This window comes from Buchananella sp. 14KM1171 (assembly GCF_041380365.1).
GTDB lineage: Bacteria > Actinomycetota > Actinomycetes > Actinomycetales > Actinomycetaceae > Buchananella > Buchananella felis.
Genome location: NZ_CP159981.1, coordinates 1,388,846 through 1,402,716 on the forward strand (window position 1 = coordinate 1,388,846; position 13,871 = coordinate 1,402,716).

The 13,871-nt window shown below is 65.9% G+C and carries 9 protein-coding genes and 1 tRNA gene; 9 read left to right on the top strand and 1 reads right to left on the bottom strand.

Annotated features, from left to right (window positions below):
* The first annotated feature begins 160 nt into the window (after positions 1-160).
* The 6 genes from ABYF38_RS05420 (at position 161) to tmk (ending at position 7,438) form a co-directional block, all read left to right on the top strand.
* Positions 161-1,972: a hypothetical protein gene (locus tag ABYF38_RS05420; RefSeq protein ID WP_371151366.1), complete on the top strand. Its 1,812-nt coding sequence runs from the start codon at positions 161-163 to the stop codon at positions 1,970-1,972.
* A gap of 58 nt (positions 1,973-2,030) precedes the next feature.
* A complete protein-coding gene (locus ABYF38_RS05425; RefSeq protein WP_371151368.1) occupies positions 2,031-2,540 on the top strand; it encodes a DUF6301 family protein in 510 nt (169 codons plus the stop codon).
* A gap of 202 nt (positions 2,541-2,742) precedes the next feature.
* A complete protein-coding gene (locus tag ABYF38_RS05430) occupies positions 2,743-3,102 on the top strand; it encodes an NTP pyrophosphohydrolase (RefSeq protein ID WP_371151370.1) in 360 nt (119 codons plus the stop codon).
* Between the two features lie 53 nt (positions 3,103-3,155).
* Positions 3,156-3,665: a DUF6301 family protein gene (locus ABYF38_RS05435; RefSeq protein WP_371151372.1), complete on the top strand. Its 510-nt coding sequence runs from the start codon at positions 3,156-3,158 to the stop codon at positions 3,663-3,665.
* Positions 3,666-3,832: 167 nt separating this feature from the next.
* Positions 3,833-6,652 carry a type I DNA topoisomerase gene (topA, locus tag ABYF38_RS05440; RefSeq protein ID WP_371151374.1) on the top strand — a complete coding sequence of 940 codons (2,820 nt, stop codon included), beginning with the start codon at positions 3,833-3,835 and terminating at the stop codon, positions 6,650-6,652.
* A 129-nt stretch (positions 6,653-6,781) separates the two neighbouring features.
* Positions 6,782-7,438, top strand: a complete 657-nt coding sequence (gene tmk / locus ABYF38_RS05445) for a dTMP kinase (RefSeq protein ID WP_371151376.1) — start codon at positions 6,782-6,784, stop codon at positions 7,436-7,438.
* A gap of 159 nt (positions 7,439-7,597) precedes the next feature.
* Here tmk and ABYF38_RS05450 read toward each other — a convergent pair whose 3' ends face one another.
* Positions 7,598-8,896 carry a GmrSD restriction endonuclease domain-containing protein gene (locus ABYF38_RS05450; protein WP_371151378.1) on the bottom strand — a complete coding sequence of 433 codons (1,299 nt, stop codon included), beginning with the start codon at positions 8,894-8,896 and terminating at the stop codon, positions 7,598-7,600.
* Positions 8,897-9,302: 406 nt separating this feature from the next.
* On the opposite strand from ABYF38_RS05450, the gene ABYF38_RS05455 reads away from it, so the two are divergent.
* The 3 genes from ABYF38_RS05455 to ABYF38_RS05465 all read left to right on the top strand — a co-directional run bounded on the left by ABYF38_RS05455 (position 9,303) and on the right by ABYF38_RS05465 (position 13,205).
* Complete coding sequence (locus tag ABYF38_RS05455) at positions 9,303-10,454, top strand: DNA polymerase III subunit delta' (RefSeq protein WP_371151380.1); 1,152 nt, start codon at positions 9,303-9,305, stop codon at positions 10,452-10,454.
* An 86-nt stretch (positions 10,455-10,540) separates the two neighbouring features.
* On the top strand, positions 10,541-12,208 hold the full coding sequence (locus ABYF38_RS05460) for an alpha/beta hydrolase (protein WP_371151381.1): 1,668 nt from the start codon (positions 10,541-10,543) through the stop codon (positions 12,206-12,208).
* Between the two features lie 924 nt (positions 12,209-13,132).
* A tRNA-Thr gene (locus ABYF38_RS05465) sits at positions 13,133-13,205 on the top strand.
* Positions 13,206-13,871: the final 666 nt, after the last annotated feature.

Below are 13,871 nucleotides of genomic sequence, written 5' to 3' on the forward strand. Positions count from 1 at the left end.
GGGACCATAAACTAGCCAGTGCGCAGCAGGCAGTGGCTTAATCCGTTGGGGGTTTGTGGTGAGTTATCGTCCCTCTGATTGGAGCGCGCTGGGGTTGGGCAGTGACCCCACCCCGGGGGACCCGGTGGTGGTGCGTGATGGCGCTACCCGGTATCGGGGTGTGGCTGATGCGATCAAGCGTTGCGCTGACAACCTGCGGGGGCTGGAGGCTGGGGCGAGTTCGCGGGCCGAGAGTGTCACGGCGCTGCTGGAGCAGCGCGACACCCTGCTCGATGGGATCGGTAAGGCCGAGGGGCGTTATCGCGCGGCCGGGGAGGCGTTGGAGACGTATTCGGCGGCGTTGGATCGGGTGCAGACCGACACGCTGAATGCTTTGTATGCGGCCAGGCAGGCCAAGTGGGAGCGCGATGAGGCCCGCAATAACCAGCGCTACTACCAGGACCTGGCCGACGACTACGCGGGCGCCGACGATGACAGCGGCTATGGGCATGACCAGCAGGTGCGTTACACGCGGTTAGCTAATAGTGCTGGACAGGATGCGGCGGCCGCTCAGGAGCGGATTGATAATCAGGTCCGGGTGGTCCAGGCCGCTGTGGCGGACCGGGATCGGGCTGCGCAGACCGCTATTGATGCGATCCAGGGTGTTACCGCCACCGATGGGCTTAATGATGGCTGGTGGGAGGACTATGGCGCTAAGGTCCTGGGCTGGATCGCCGCCATCGCTGAATGGGTGGCCAATATCGCGGGCATCTTGGCTCTGGTCTTGTGCTGGGTTCCTGTACTAGGCCAAGCACTAGCGGTTATCGCTGGGATCGCTGGGGTCGTGGCTGCACTAGCCAACATCGGCCTGGCCTTGGGTGGGGAGAAGACTTGGCGCGAGGCCCTATGGTCCGTGGGTTTTGCTGCCCTGGGCTGCATCGGCCTGGGCGGCCTGCGCGGGGCTGCCGCATCACTGAAGGCCCTGAAGGGTTTTGGTGGGGCACTCAAAGCTGCTGGTGGGCTAAAGGGCGCGTTCGTCACCTTCGCAAGCGGACTGCCCAAGGCAATCATCGGTGGCCTGAAGGGGATGTTCACCTCGGGGAAGAACCTGATTGCACGCCCAATACAGTCGCTGAAGAACGCTGCCGGGGCGCTGCGCAGTGGGACGGTCAAGGTAGTCGACGACGTCGCTAACGTCGTCGATGATGGCGTAAAGGCCGTGGCCAACGCTGCAGACGGCGTAGCGGATGACGTCGCGAAGGCTGTCGGGGACGATACTGCGGGTGCAGTCAAACGGCACTGGAAAGAAGAGGTAGCCGAGCTAGCAGAAAAGCGAGAACTGGCTCGTCAGACCCGGATTGACGCCACGAAGCGGCTTGAAGAGATCATGCCGGAGGGGAAAACACTTCAAGACTTTAATCGCAAAAATCTACAGAGTACGCTTGACGAACTCACTAATACAGTAGATATCGATACGCATGCTGAGATAAAGCATGGTGCTAATACGATCTCGATTTCGCGAAATGAGGTCACCCGATTCAGTGAGCGGATCGGTGAAGTTGGTGGGATTGGCACTCTAGAGGACGGGGGTGCTGTTGTGGTTGATAGATTCAAAAGCATGTCTTCCCCGGGGGCTAATAGGATCGATGCACTGGCGGTGTCTGCTGACGGTGAGACGTTGATTGTTGGCGAGTTCAAGGGGGTGAGCGGAAGGCTGGACAGCACTCCGCGCCGTACTGACTTCGAGGGCCTTGCCCCGCAGGGGACGCCGGCATATACGCGCGATAGACTGCTAAAGGATGACCGAGTTGCGGCATTCTTCGCCGATAACCCGGACGTTTGGGGCAAGGTGCTCAGCGGTGACATGAGATTCGAGTTGCATGTTATTACTACTGGGCTTGATTCAAGTTCTAAATCCACGGTTATGAAGTTTGGGATGACGGATGACGTGCTTGGTGCGATGGCCAAGCAGGTGGGCGACTTGTTAAAATAGAGTGAACTGTCGAGTTGCGCTGACCATGAGATTAACCTGACTTGAAAGGAAAAGTGGCATGGGTGAGTTTGAGGCAATGTCCTTAGAGCAGTGTGTAGCTACAGTTAGGGCGTGGGCAGAAGCTCCCTGGCCGCTCACACCAGAACAGGGGCGGGCCATTTGTTCGAAATTGGGTTGGGTAGAGGATCTGGAAAAGCCTACGTTCTTTTACGTCGGGCTCGGCGATAGATCAAAACGTGATGCGTACTTTTCCGTCCGCGATGGTGATATTTGGTCGCTTTTGTTCCAGCTGACCACTCGCGTTGACCCAGATGAAGAGAAAAGCAACGGCAAGACAGTGCTGGAGCTAAGCAACGCGCTGGCCAATGCATTGACGCAACTGTACGGGAACCCTCTCCGTGAAGTAACAAGTTCGGGCATGGAAAGAGTTGAGTGGAAGCTGGTTAGTGGGGTGTCTATCCATTACGCGATAAGTCCCCGAGTTCTGATCGTTACTCTCGACTCCCCGGCCTGGACAGCCCTGTTGGCTGATCCCCGCACTGACCCGAACCCGGACGAGCGCTTGTAGCGCGCTGGTAGTCATGCGTGCTAGTCGCTGCTATGTCTTAGTCGGGTAGTCGAGATTGGGTGGGACAGTGAAACGATTTGAGACAATTTATATTGGTGAGAACGGGGCTAGCAGTACGTACAGTCCTCAGGACACGCCAAAGACCTTTGCTGACGATTTTGAGCGCTCACTTACCTCCCCTAGGCTTCTGGATGGCAAGTACGTGTTCTCCTTGATTGCGTGGGCTGGGCCGGATGGTGTGGAGCCGGATGATGTGCGTAAGAACTCGTATCATCGGGGTAATTACATGCAGTGCGGGGGTTCTACCGCGGCGATGACGGTTGAGGTGCGGGTGACGCACCCGAATAAGTCATTCGAGCATTACGTGGTGGCGCGGGAGCCTGTACGGGATCCGGAGGCGTGGACCACGATCTCGTGGGATAACGGGGGTGAAGAGCCGTTCGTGGTGCGTCTGCACCCGGAGGAGGTCTTCACGGGTGAGCAGGCCGCGAAGGTGTTTAGAGACTACATCGAGCGCGACCAGCTCCCACCCGACGAGTTGCTGCGCCGCGTCTACATTTGATCCATGCCGGCGTGGCGAGTGCGTTAGTTGCTGTTGTGTGGAGGTGAGCGCCAATGGGCGAGTTTGAGGCAATGTCCTTAGAGCGGTGCGTGGCTACCGTTAGGGCGTGGGCGGACGCGCCCTGGCCGCTCACACCAGAACAGGGGCGGGCCATCTGCGCGGATTTGGGTTGGGTAGAGGATCTGGAAAAGCGTACGTTCTTTTACGTCGGGCTCGGCGATAGATCAAAACATGATGCGTACTTTTTGGTCCACGATGGTGGTGTTTGGAAGGTATTGTTTCAGCTGACCACTCGTGTTTCCCCGGAGGATGCGCAAAGTCGCGGTAAGACAGTGCTGGAGCTAAGCAACGCGCTGGTCGATGCATTGACGCAACTGTATGGGAACCCTGTTCGTGAAGTAACAAGTTCGGGTATGGAAAGAGTTGAGTGGAATCTGGTTAGTGGGGTGTCCATCCATTACGCGATAAGTTCCCGGGTTCTAATCGTTGCTGTCGACTCCCCGGCCAGGACAGCCCTGCTGGCTGACCCGCGCGCAGACCCGAACCCGGACGAGCGCTTGTAGCGCGCCGAGGTCTGCCGTGGGCGGGACGGGCTGCTGGTGCTGCTGGCCTAGCGGCAACGTCGTCCACCCCGAAGGCCGCTCCACAAGCGCGCTGCGGTGGCAAGCCAGCCGGGCGCGCCGTGTACCCTCAGAAAAGAAGCCCTCCAAATCAGGAAACAGGTGTAGGTATGAAGCTCGTCATCGTGGAGTCGCCCGCCAAGGCCAAGCGCATCGGCGCGTTCCTGGGTGATGACTACGTGGTGGAGGCCTCGATCGGTCACATCCGTGACCTGCCCCAGCCCCGCGACCTGCCCGAGACCCTGAAGAAGTCCGGCTACGCCAAGTTCGCCGTGGACGTGGACAACGACTTCGAGCCCTACTACGTGGTGGACGCGGACAAGAAGAAGAAGGTGGCGGAGCTCAAGCGCTACCTGAAGGACGCCGAGGCGCTCTACCTGGCCACTGATGAGGACCGCGAGGGAGAGGCGATCGCCTGGCACCTACTGGAGGTGCTCAAGCCCAAGGTGCCGGTGCGGCGCATGGTGTTCCACGAGATCACCAAGGAGGCCATCACCAACGCGCTGGACAACACGCGCGAGGTGAACCTGCACCTGGTGGACGCGCAGGAGACGCGCCGAATCCTGGACCGCCTGGTCGGCTTCGAGGTCTCCCCGCTGCTGTGGCGCAAGGTGCGCACCGGCCTGAGCGCCGGGCGCGTGCAGTCCGTGGCCACCCGCCTGGTGGTGGAGCGCGAGCGCGAGCGCATGGCGTTCGTCCCGGCCGGCTATCACTCCGTCACCGCAGACCTGGCCACCGCCGCCGGGGAGGTCTTTGCCGCCCGCCTGGTGAGCGTGGACGGCGTGAACGTTGCCACCGGCCGCGATTTCGGGGACGACGGCCAGTTGAAGAGCGCCGCCCAGAAGGCCGGCGTGTTTGCGCTCGGGGAGGCCGACGCTGCCGCCCTGGCCGCCTCCCTTGGTGGGGCGAGCGCGCTGGTGGCCGACGTTGCCTCCAAGCCCTACACGCGCCGTCCGGCCGCCCCCTTTACTACCTCCACGCTGCAGCAGGAGGCCTCCCGCAAGCTGCGCATGAGCTCGCGCGACGCGATGCGCACGGCCCAGTCCCTGTACGAGAACGGTTACATCACCTACATGCGTACCGACTCCACGGCCCTGTCCGGGGAGGCGCTGCGGGCGGCGCGCGCCCAGGCCGTGGAGCTGTACGGCGAGCAGAGCATTCCGGCCTCGCCGCGCGTGTACGCCACCAAGGCGAAGGGCGCGCAGGAGGCGCACGAGGCTATCCGCCCGGCGGGCAACAACTTCCGCACCCCCACCGAGGTGCGGGGGCAGCTGAATGCCAGCGAGTTCGCGCTCTACGAGCTGATCTGGAAGCGCACCATTGCCTCCCAGATGGTGGACGCCAAGGGCTTCACCTCCACCGTGGAGCTGACCGCGCCCGGCACCGACGCGGCCGGGGCGGGGCGCCAGTTGAAGCTGAGCGCCGCCGGCACGGTCATCACCCAGCGCGGCTTCCTGGCCGCCTACGAGGAGGGCCGGGACGCCGAGCGCTACAAGGAGGCCGACGAGGAGCGCCTGCCGGAGCTCGCCGCCGGCCAGGAGCTGGACGTTGCCGGTGCGCACCAGAAGGGACACCAGACCTCCGCGCCGCCGCGCTACACCGAGGCCAGCCTGGTCAAGGCCATGGAGGCCAACGGGATCGGCCGCCCCTCCACCTACGCCGCCACCATCTCCGTGATTACCGACCGTGGCTACGTGGAGCGGCGCGGGCAGGCGCTGGTGCCCACGTGGCTGGCTTTCTCCGTGGTGCGCCTGCTGGAGGACAACCTGGCGGAGCTGGTGGACTACGACTTCACCGCCTCCATGGAGAGCGACCTGGACCGGATCGCCGCCGGTGACGCCGAGCGCGTGGCCTGGCTGCGCCGCTTCTTCTTTGGCTCCGGCGAGGGCGAGGGGCTGCGGGCCGTTGGGCTGCGCACCGCCGTGGAGTCCCTGGGGGACATCGACGCGCGCGCCGTGAACTCCATTGAGGTGGGCGGCGGCGTGAACGTGCGCGTGGGCCGCTACGGCCCCTACCTGGAGGACGCCGAGGGCCGCCGCGCCCCGCTGCCCAGCGACGTCGCCCCCGACGAGCTCACCGCCCAGAAGGTGGCCGAGCTCTTCGAGCGGGCCAGCGACGACGGCCGCGAGCTCGGCATCGACCCCGTCACCGGCCACGTCATCATCGCCAAGGACGGCCGCTACGGCCCCTACGTCACCGAGGTCCTACCGGAGGAAGGCCAAGCGGAGGGGGCGGCTAAGGAGGCAGCGTCGGCCACCGGCGCCACCAAGACGGGCGCCCGCAAGAAGGCGGCCGCCAAGCCGCGCACCGCCTCCCTGCTCAAGAGCATGGACCTGGCCACCGTCACGCTGGACGACGCGCTCAAGCTGCTGTCGCTGCCGCGCGTGGTGGGCGTGGACACCGACGGCGTGGAGATCACCGCGCAGAACGGTCGCTTTGGGCCCTACCTGAAGAAGGGCACGGACTCGCGCTCGCTGGCCACCGAAGAGGAGATGTTCACCATCACCCTGGAGCAGGCCAGTGCCATCTACGCCCAGCCCAAGACGCGCGGGGTGCGCGGGGCCGCCAAGCCGCCGCTACGCGAGTTCGGCGAGGACCCGGTCAGCGGCAAGAAGGTCACCGTCAAGGAGGGCCGCTTTGGGCCCTACATCACCGACGGCACCACCAACGTCACCGTGCCGCGCGGGGAGGACCCAGCGGAGCTGACGCAGGAGCGTGCCTTCGAACTGCTGCAGATCAAGCGGGAGAAGGGCCCGGCCAAGAAATCCCCCGCCAAGAAGACGACTGCAAAGAAGACGACGACCAAGATGGCGGCGAAGAAGCCCGCTGCGAAGGCGGCGTCGGCCAAGAGCGCAGCTACCAAGAGCACGGCGGCCAAGGCGCCGGCTAGGAAGACCGCGACCAAGAAGGCGGCCGACGCGGCCGAGTAGGACGCCGGCACTGGCGGTTAGTCAGGCCGGCGCGGGCTGAGTTGTTCGGCGTGGGTGATGAGGTCTGCTCGGACGCACCGGCGCGGGCGGTTAGTCGGGCCGCAGGCCGGTGGGCGCTAGGGTTGGCTCATGCACACGCCGTTTGCCCCCGTTCCCGTCGTGCCCGCCAGCGGCTTGTTCGTGGCCTTCGAGGGAGGTGACGGCAGCGGCAAGACCACGCAGGTGCGCGCGCTGGCGCAGCGCCTAGAGGAGGCCGGGCGGGAGGTGATCACCTCCCGCGAACCGGGCGGCACCCCGCTGGGGGAGTCCATCCGCAACCTGCTGCTGCACGGTGACGACATGGGAGCGCGCGCGGAGGCGCTGCTCTACGCCGCCTCGCGGGCCCAGCACGTCGACGAGCTGATTCGACCCGCCCTGGAGCGCGGCGCCGCTGTGATCACGGACCGTTACTGGGACTCCTCCATCGCCTACCAGGGGGCGGCGCGCCAGCTGGGCGGTGACGAGGTGGCGGCGCTGTCCCACTGGGCCACCGCCGGCCTGGCCCCGCACCTGACCGTGCTGCTGGACCTGCCGGTGGAGGAGGCCGCGGCGCGGCGACGCAACGAAGGGCGGGGCGCCGAGGACCGCCTGGAGCGTGAAACGGCTCAGTTTCACGAGCGGGTGCGCGCGGGCTACCTGGCCCTGGCGGCGCAGGCCCCGCAGCGCTACCTGGTGCTGGATGCCCGCGCCGGCGTGGTGGAGCTGGAGCAGCAGATCTGGGCGCGGGTGCAGCAGCTGCTCGCGTAGGCGGCCGGCGGGTCGCTGGTCGGGGCGTGCAGGTCGCTGCGTCAGGATGAAACCGGGTACGTCAAGATGAAGCAGGTGGGGCGGACTGGTAATCCAGTCCGCCCCACCGTTCGGTTCGAGTCATGGCGCGCCCTTATGGGGCGCCGTCATCCCGCGCTGTCAGCGCTCGCAGGCCACGCCGTCTCCGTCGCGGTCCAGCTTCGGGCGGTAGCCGGGTTCGCCGCGGTACAACGGAGCGGCTCCGGCGGCCTTGGCTTCGCTGCAGTTTCGGAAGTAGACGTCCTCCTGCACCGGTGCCGGCTCCGGAGCGGCCTCCTCGTAAACCGGCTCGGGCTCCGCAGGCTGCTCGTGGCTGCCCCAATCTGGATTGCCGCCCTGCTCTTCGGGTGCTGCGCCGCCACCGTCGTTGGGCACCGCCACCTCCTCCGGCGTAGGAGTCGGGGTGGACATGACGCTGGGGTCCCAGGCGCGGTCGGCTTCGAGCGGGATGCGCTGCTCCAGGCAGTCCTGCAGGATCGCGGCGATCGCATCGTGCTCGGCAGCGGTCATCCAGAGGTCGTACTTGTACTTGACCGCCACCTGACGCGCCACGTACTGGCAGCGGAAGGGCTTGTTCGGTGGCAGCCAGGTGGCGGCGTCACCGTCCCCCTTTTGCTGGTTGGACGGCCCGTCGACCGCGAGGAGGTTAAGCGGATCGTTAGCGAACTCGGCCCGCAGGGCGTCATCCCATTGGCGCGCACCCTTTTGCCAAGCGTCGGAAAGCGCGACCACGTGGTCGATCTGCACGGCCTCGGAGGTGTCTTCCCCGCGCACAAAGGCGATCTTCTGCCCGGTGAAGGGGTCGAATAGCGTGCCGCTCTCCGCCACACAGTCATTGGTGCCGGGCTTGACCACAAGGTCAGAGAGGTCGCGGCGCAGAATGTCATTTCGCGTGTCGCAGCCATTTCGGTCCGTGTCCAGCCAGCGTTGCCCAAAGAGATTACGGTCGTAATCGTTTGCCTGTGCCCGCCCCTTTATCCGCAGCTTGGTGAGCACGTTCAAGGCGGTTTCTGGCTTTCCGGACGAATCGAGCAGTGCCGTCCGCTTAGTGGGAGTGGGCGTAGGGGTGGGGGTGGGTGAGGGCTTGGGGCTAAGCGTGGCGCTCGGGGTCTGCGTAGGTGAAGGGGACGGGGGCGCGGCTGTTGTCGCCTTACCAGAAGCGGCCTGCGTGGCAGTGGGAGGAGCGAGAAAGCCGCCTGCGATGATCATGGCGAGGCCCACCAGGCCCGCAGATAGAGCCGGCCGCTTTAGCCCGCCCACCACGGGAGTCAGGAAGGACTTCTTGGCCACCGCGTGCCAGATGCTGGTGATGCCAATAACGAGCCCACTAAAGGCCAGTCCGAGGCCAAAACTATCCGCGAACGCCCCGAGTGTGAGCAGGCCGAGGATCGCGTACCCGGCCATCTTCAACTTCGACATCTTGCTGCATTCCTTGCGCTAATTAGGGACGCCAACACAACGCGAGTGATTGTGCGTGCCTATAGCATGTTTGAGCAAATTTCGCCGGACCCCTTCTCTCTTTGTGGATATCCCCGGTTGGGGCGGGGGAGTCTCGGTCCCGGCAAAGTCTCTGCCGCCCGCTGCACTGTGCGGGCGGCCTGGTGCCGGCTCACCCTTACCCCGCTCCTGCTGCCTGGCCCTGCCGTCTGGCGCCTGGCGCCAGGGCAGAGGGCGGTATCTGCGCCGTGGAGCCGGATTCCCGTCGGCCCCCACCGCCCGCGGACGGAGGCACTGGCAGCGCATCCACCGCTACCCCAACCCGTCGAGCCCCCACCGCCCGCAGACGGAGGGACTAGATGTTGGCGCCTCGGGATAGGGTGATTCCATGAGCGTGTGGGATTCCCTGGTTGGGCAGCAGCCGGCAATTGAGGTGCTTTCGCGTGCCGTGGCCGACCAGCGCTCCATGACCCACGCTTGGCTCATCACGGGCCCGCCCGGCTCGGGGCGTTCGGTGGCGGCGCGCGCGTTCGCGGCGGCCCTACAGTGCGACCAGCAGCCCGCAGGCTGCGGCAGCTGCCACGCCTGCACCACCTCCATGCAAGGCAAGCACCCGGACGTGACGGTGGTGGCGACCGAGAAGGTGACGATCTCGATTGCGGAGGTGCGTTCCCTGGTGGCGCTGGCGCAGCGCTCCCCGGCGGCGGGCAAGTGGCGGGTCATCATCGTTGAGGACGCCGACCGCATGATGGAGTCCACCTCCAACGTGCTGCTCAAGGCGATCGAGGAGCCCCCCGCCCGTACCGTGTGGATACTGTGCGCCCCCTCCCCGCTGGACGTGATTACCACCATCCGCTCTCGCTGCCGCGGCCTGTCCCTGCGGGTGCCCCCGGTGGACGACGTTGCCGCCCTACTGGTGCAAAGGGACGGCGTGGACCCCGAGGTGGCCGCCGTGGCGGCTAGAGCCGCGCAGTGCCATGTCGGTATGGCCCGCCACCTGGCGCGCGACCCGGAGGCACGTGAACAGCGGCGTCGCCTAGTGACCGGGCCGGCGACGGTGCGGAACGTGGCCGACTGCGTGGTGGCGGCCAACGAACTGGTGGAACTCGCCACGAACCAGGCTAAGGAACGCGCTGAGGAGCGCAACCAGGCGGAGAAGGCCGAGCTGCTGCGCACCCTGGGCGCGGAGGAGGGTGGACGCCTCACCCCGGCCGTGCGCGCCCAGGTGCGTCAACTGGAGGAGGACCAGAAACGCCGCCAGACCCGAATGCAGCGCGACACCCTGGACCGGGTGCTGGTGGACCTGCTCAGCCTCTACCGCGACGTCTACTGCGCCCAGGTAGGGGCCGGCGTGGAACTGGTCAACGCCGACCTGGCCGACCTCGTCCGGCAGCTGGCCCAAGAGAGCGACCCGCGCCGCACACTCTTCCGCATCGACGCGGTCAACCAGGCGCGCCAGCGCATCGCCGCCAACGTTGCGCCACAGCTCGCGGTGGAGGCGATGGCCGTGAATCTGCGGCCGCTAGCGCAACTGGCCTAGAGTGGGAAGAAGGGCGGGAGAGACGTCGTCCACATTCATCCTCAAGGGTCATGCCTGCCCTACACGCGGGCCGTAATCTGTAGGGCGTGAATGCAAAGAAACCAAATGTCCTACTGACGCTGGCCGTGGTAAGTGCCCTATTGGGCGCCACCTCCGTGGGCGTGGCCGGGTACAAGCTGGCCACGTTCGACGCCGCCTCCGCCGGGGAGCAGCCAGGCAAGACCGCCCCCTCCGGAGACGCCAGCAAGAGCCCGGACGCGGACCAGACCACCGAACCGGGCGAAGAGCTGCGCTTCGCCGCCAACCCGCGCCCGGCCGACATGCCGGCAGCCCCCACGGGCCTGGAGCAGTTCTACGGCCAGGAAATCCAGTGGGAAGAGTGCGAGGACGGCGCGGGCGGCAACTGGGCGTGCGGTACCGTCGAGGTCCCGCTGGACTACAGCAAGCCGGACGGGGAGACCATCGAGATCGCCCTCAAGCGACACAAGGCCGAGGACCCGATTGGTTCTTTGCTGGTGAACTTCGGTGGGCCGGGCGGCTCCGGCACCCACAACATTGAAGGCGCACTGGACTACTCCTTCACCACCGACCTGGCAGACGCATACGACATCGTGGGATTCGACCCGCGCGGCGTCCACCGCTCCGCCCCGATCAAGTGCCGCACCTTCGAGCAGATCGACGAGGACAACGCGGCCACCGCCCCGTTCGTGCGCGGCAAGGAAGCCTGGGACGAGATCGCGGCCTCCGGCAAGGAATTCGCGGACCTCTGCATGGAGAACACCGACGTCGAGCTGCTCAAGAACATCAACACGGTGTCCACCGCGAGCGACGTCGACATTCTGCGCGACGCGCTCAACGACGCCGAGCTCTACTACCTGGGCTACTCCTACGGCACCCACCTGGGGGCCCGCTACGCGGAGATGTTCCCCGCCAACGCCGGGCGCCTGGTGCTGGACGCCGCAGTGGACCCGGCCTTGTCCTCCGCCGAACTGGCGGTGGGGCAGGCCAAGGGCTTCGAAATGTCAGTGCGCGAATACATTCGCGTGTGCCAGGAGGACAGTGACTGCCCGTTCAAGGGCAGCGTCGATGAGGGCGCCCGTCAACTCAAGGCCTTCTTCGACAAGACGGTCACCAACCCGCTGCCCACCGCAGACAAGGAGCGCCCGCTCACCGGCGGCATGCTGGTATCCGTGGTGCTCGGCTCCATGTACATGACCGACATCTGGCCGATGCTCACCGAAGGCATGCGGGCAGCGATAGAGAAGAACGACGGCTCCAGCCTGCTGGTGCTACTGGACCTGCTCAACGAGCGCGACTCCGACGGCTCCTACCCGACCAACTCTGACGACGCCTTCCCCGTCATCTCCGCCATGGACTACCCGGTGGGGACCAGCGACACCGCCGTGTGGGAAAAGCAGGCTGACGAGATCCTGGCTGCTGCCCCGACCGTCGGCGAGTACTTCCTCTACTCCGACGCCGATCGCTCCGCCTGGCCGCTCGAGGCCACCGGCAAGCTCGGCAAGGTGCGTGCCGCCGGGGCCAAGCCGATCCTGGTGATCGGTGGCAAGGGCGACCCGGCCACCCCGTACGAGTGGTCCGTGTCCCTGGCCGACCAGCTGGAATCCGGCGTGCTGCTCACCTACGACGGCTTTGGGCACGGCGCCTACGGCGAGGACAAGCCCTGCGTGGCCGACACCGTGGACGCGTTCCTCATCGAGGGCAAGGTGCCCGAGGACGGGAAGGTCTGCAAGTAGGAAACTGCTACACGGCGCCGCTGAGCGGGCGGGGCGGGGGAGTTCCCGCCCCGCCCGTTCGGCTCTTGACGTTTGGCGTTTGGCGTTTGGCTCCCGGCGCTCGGCCCGCAAGCCCGTCGGCCTGCAAACCAGCCGGCCCGCAACGCGAGATTGACTAGCCCTCCAGCGCACGCGCCCAGTTGTCCGACGCTCCACCCGCCGCCCCTACACCTCGCCCGCTCGGCGCCTGACGTTCCACTTGCCGCCCCGACACCGTGCCCGTTCGGGCGGTCTTCTCCCACCCCAGTGCCGACCTACTCCAGCGCTCACCATGTATGGCGGCTGTTTCTCCATCGCGTGGCCATGGGGAACCGGTATGGACGACGTTCCTCCGGCCATCCCCCCTGTCGCTCTCGTCCCCCTTCCTGGCCCGACCGACCCCGCCATGCCGGAAGGTTTCACGGTCCCTGGCGCCTCGTCTCGTCCCCCGGTCCGACCGACCCCGGGGCGGGCGGCGTTGCGCAACCGGTTGTGGGGTTTGTCGACCTTTTGCGGGTTTGGTGCACCGGTTGAGGGGTTACCGGCTCGGGTAGGCCCTCGAGAGGTTCACTAAGCCCACGACCGGTGGGGAAACCCTACGAGAGGTGCAGTAAGCCCTCAATCGCTTGCGCACGTGCCCATCGCGCGGCAGGGGCGTGGATAGGGTGCCTAGTCCGTGACGGCATCGTCGGCGTGTTCCTGAGAGCGGGCGGAATCGGAGCCTGGGCTTGAGTGGTTGGGTGCGGGGCGTCCAGTGTGGTGCCTCGGCTCTGGTGCCCGGGCTGTGGTCGTCTGGGGTCGGGCGCCGGACCTTGCGCCCGGCGCCAGGTGGTGGGGGTCACGGCCAGTGCGGTTTGTGCCCGGTGGCCCATCTTCGCTAGCATGTACGGTGCTGCTTGCAGCGCCGCCGCCTTAGCTCAGTCGGCAGAGCGATTCACTCGTAATGAATAGGTCAAGGGTTCGATTCCCTTAGGCGGCTCCGATGCCTCCCACGTAGAACGTGGGAGGCATAGCTCTTTCTGGCGCGGCTGTCAGAAACCTGGAGGTGGGATGCTGGCCCATGCCCATGCCCATGCCCAGGCCCAGGCCCAGGCCCAGGCCTCGCCGCCAGCTTCGCCGCCAGCTTCGCCTCTTGGCCCGGCCCGCTCGCGGGCCTGACATTCGCCCGCGCAGGGAGCCCGCGCCGGCGATGCGGAGCCGATTTCGACGCCCCGTCCGAACTCGCGAGCCCGGCTCTGTGACGCGCGCCCGGCTCGGGAAATGTTCGGTGCCGCCCCGCCCGTCTGCGGTGGCGTGCACGGGCTGCCCGGGCCTTCAATCGCGCTAGGAACTGAGCCAAGGCGTGTCGCTAAGTGCATGTGCGAAACGTCGTGAAGACATTGCCACTCGCCTCCTCTCGGCCCTCCGGTGTACACATGGAGGCCCGCCAGCAATTGTGGATTCGCCAAATAGGGGCGCTGATCTAGACAAGTCCTGAATGTCTGCTGGAGCCCCGCTGATAAGCGAGTGAAATGACCGGTGAAGGTGCCTGAGTGCCGACGCGTTCCAAAGTTGAACTTTTAGTAGCGTGGGCAAAAGGCGCGGCTTCCAAGGTTAGACGCCTCTAACAATGTGTTCACCCTCGCGTAACGATGGGGCGCTAGAT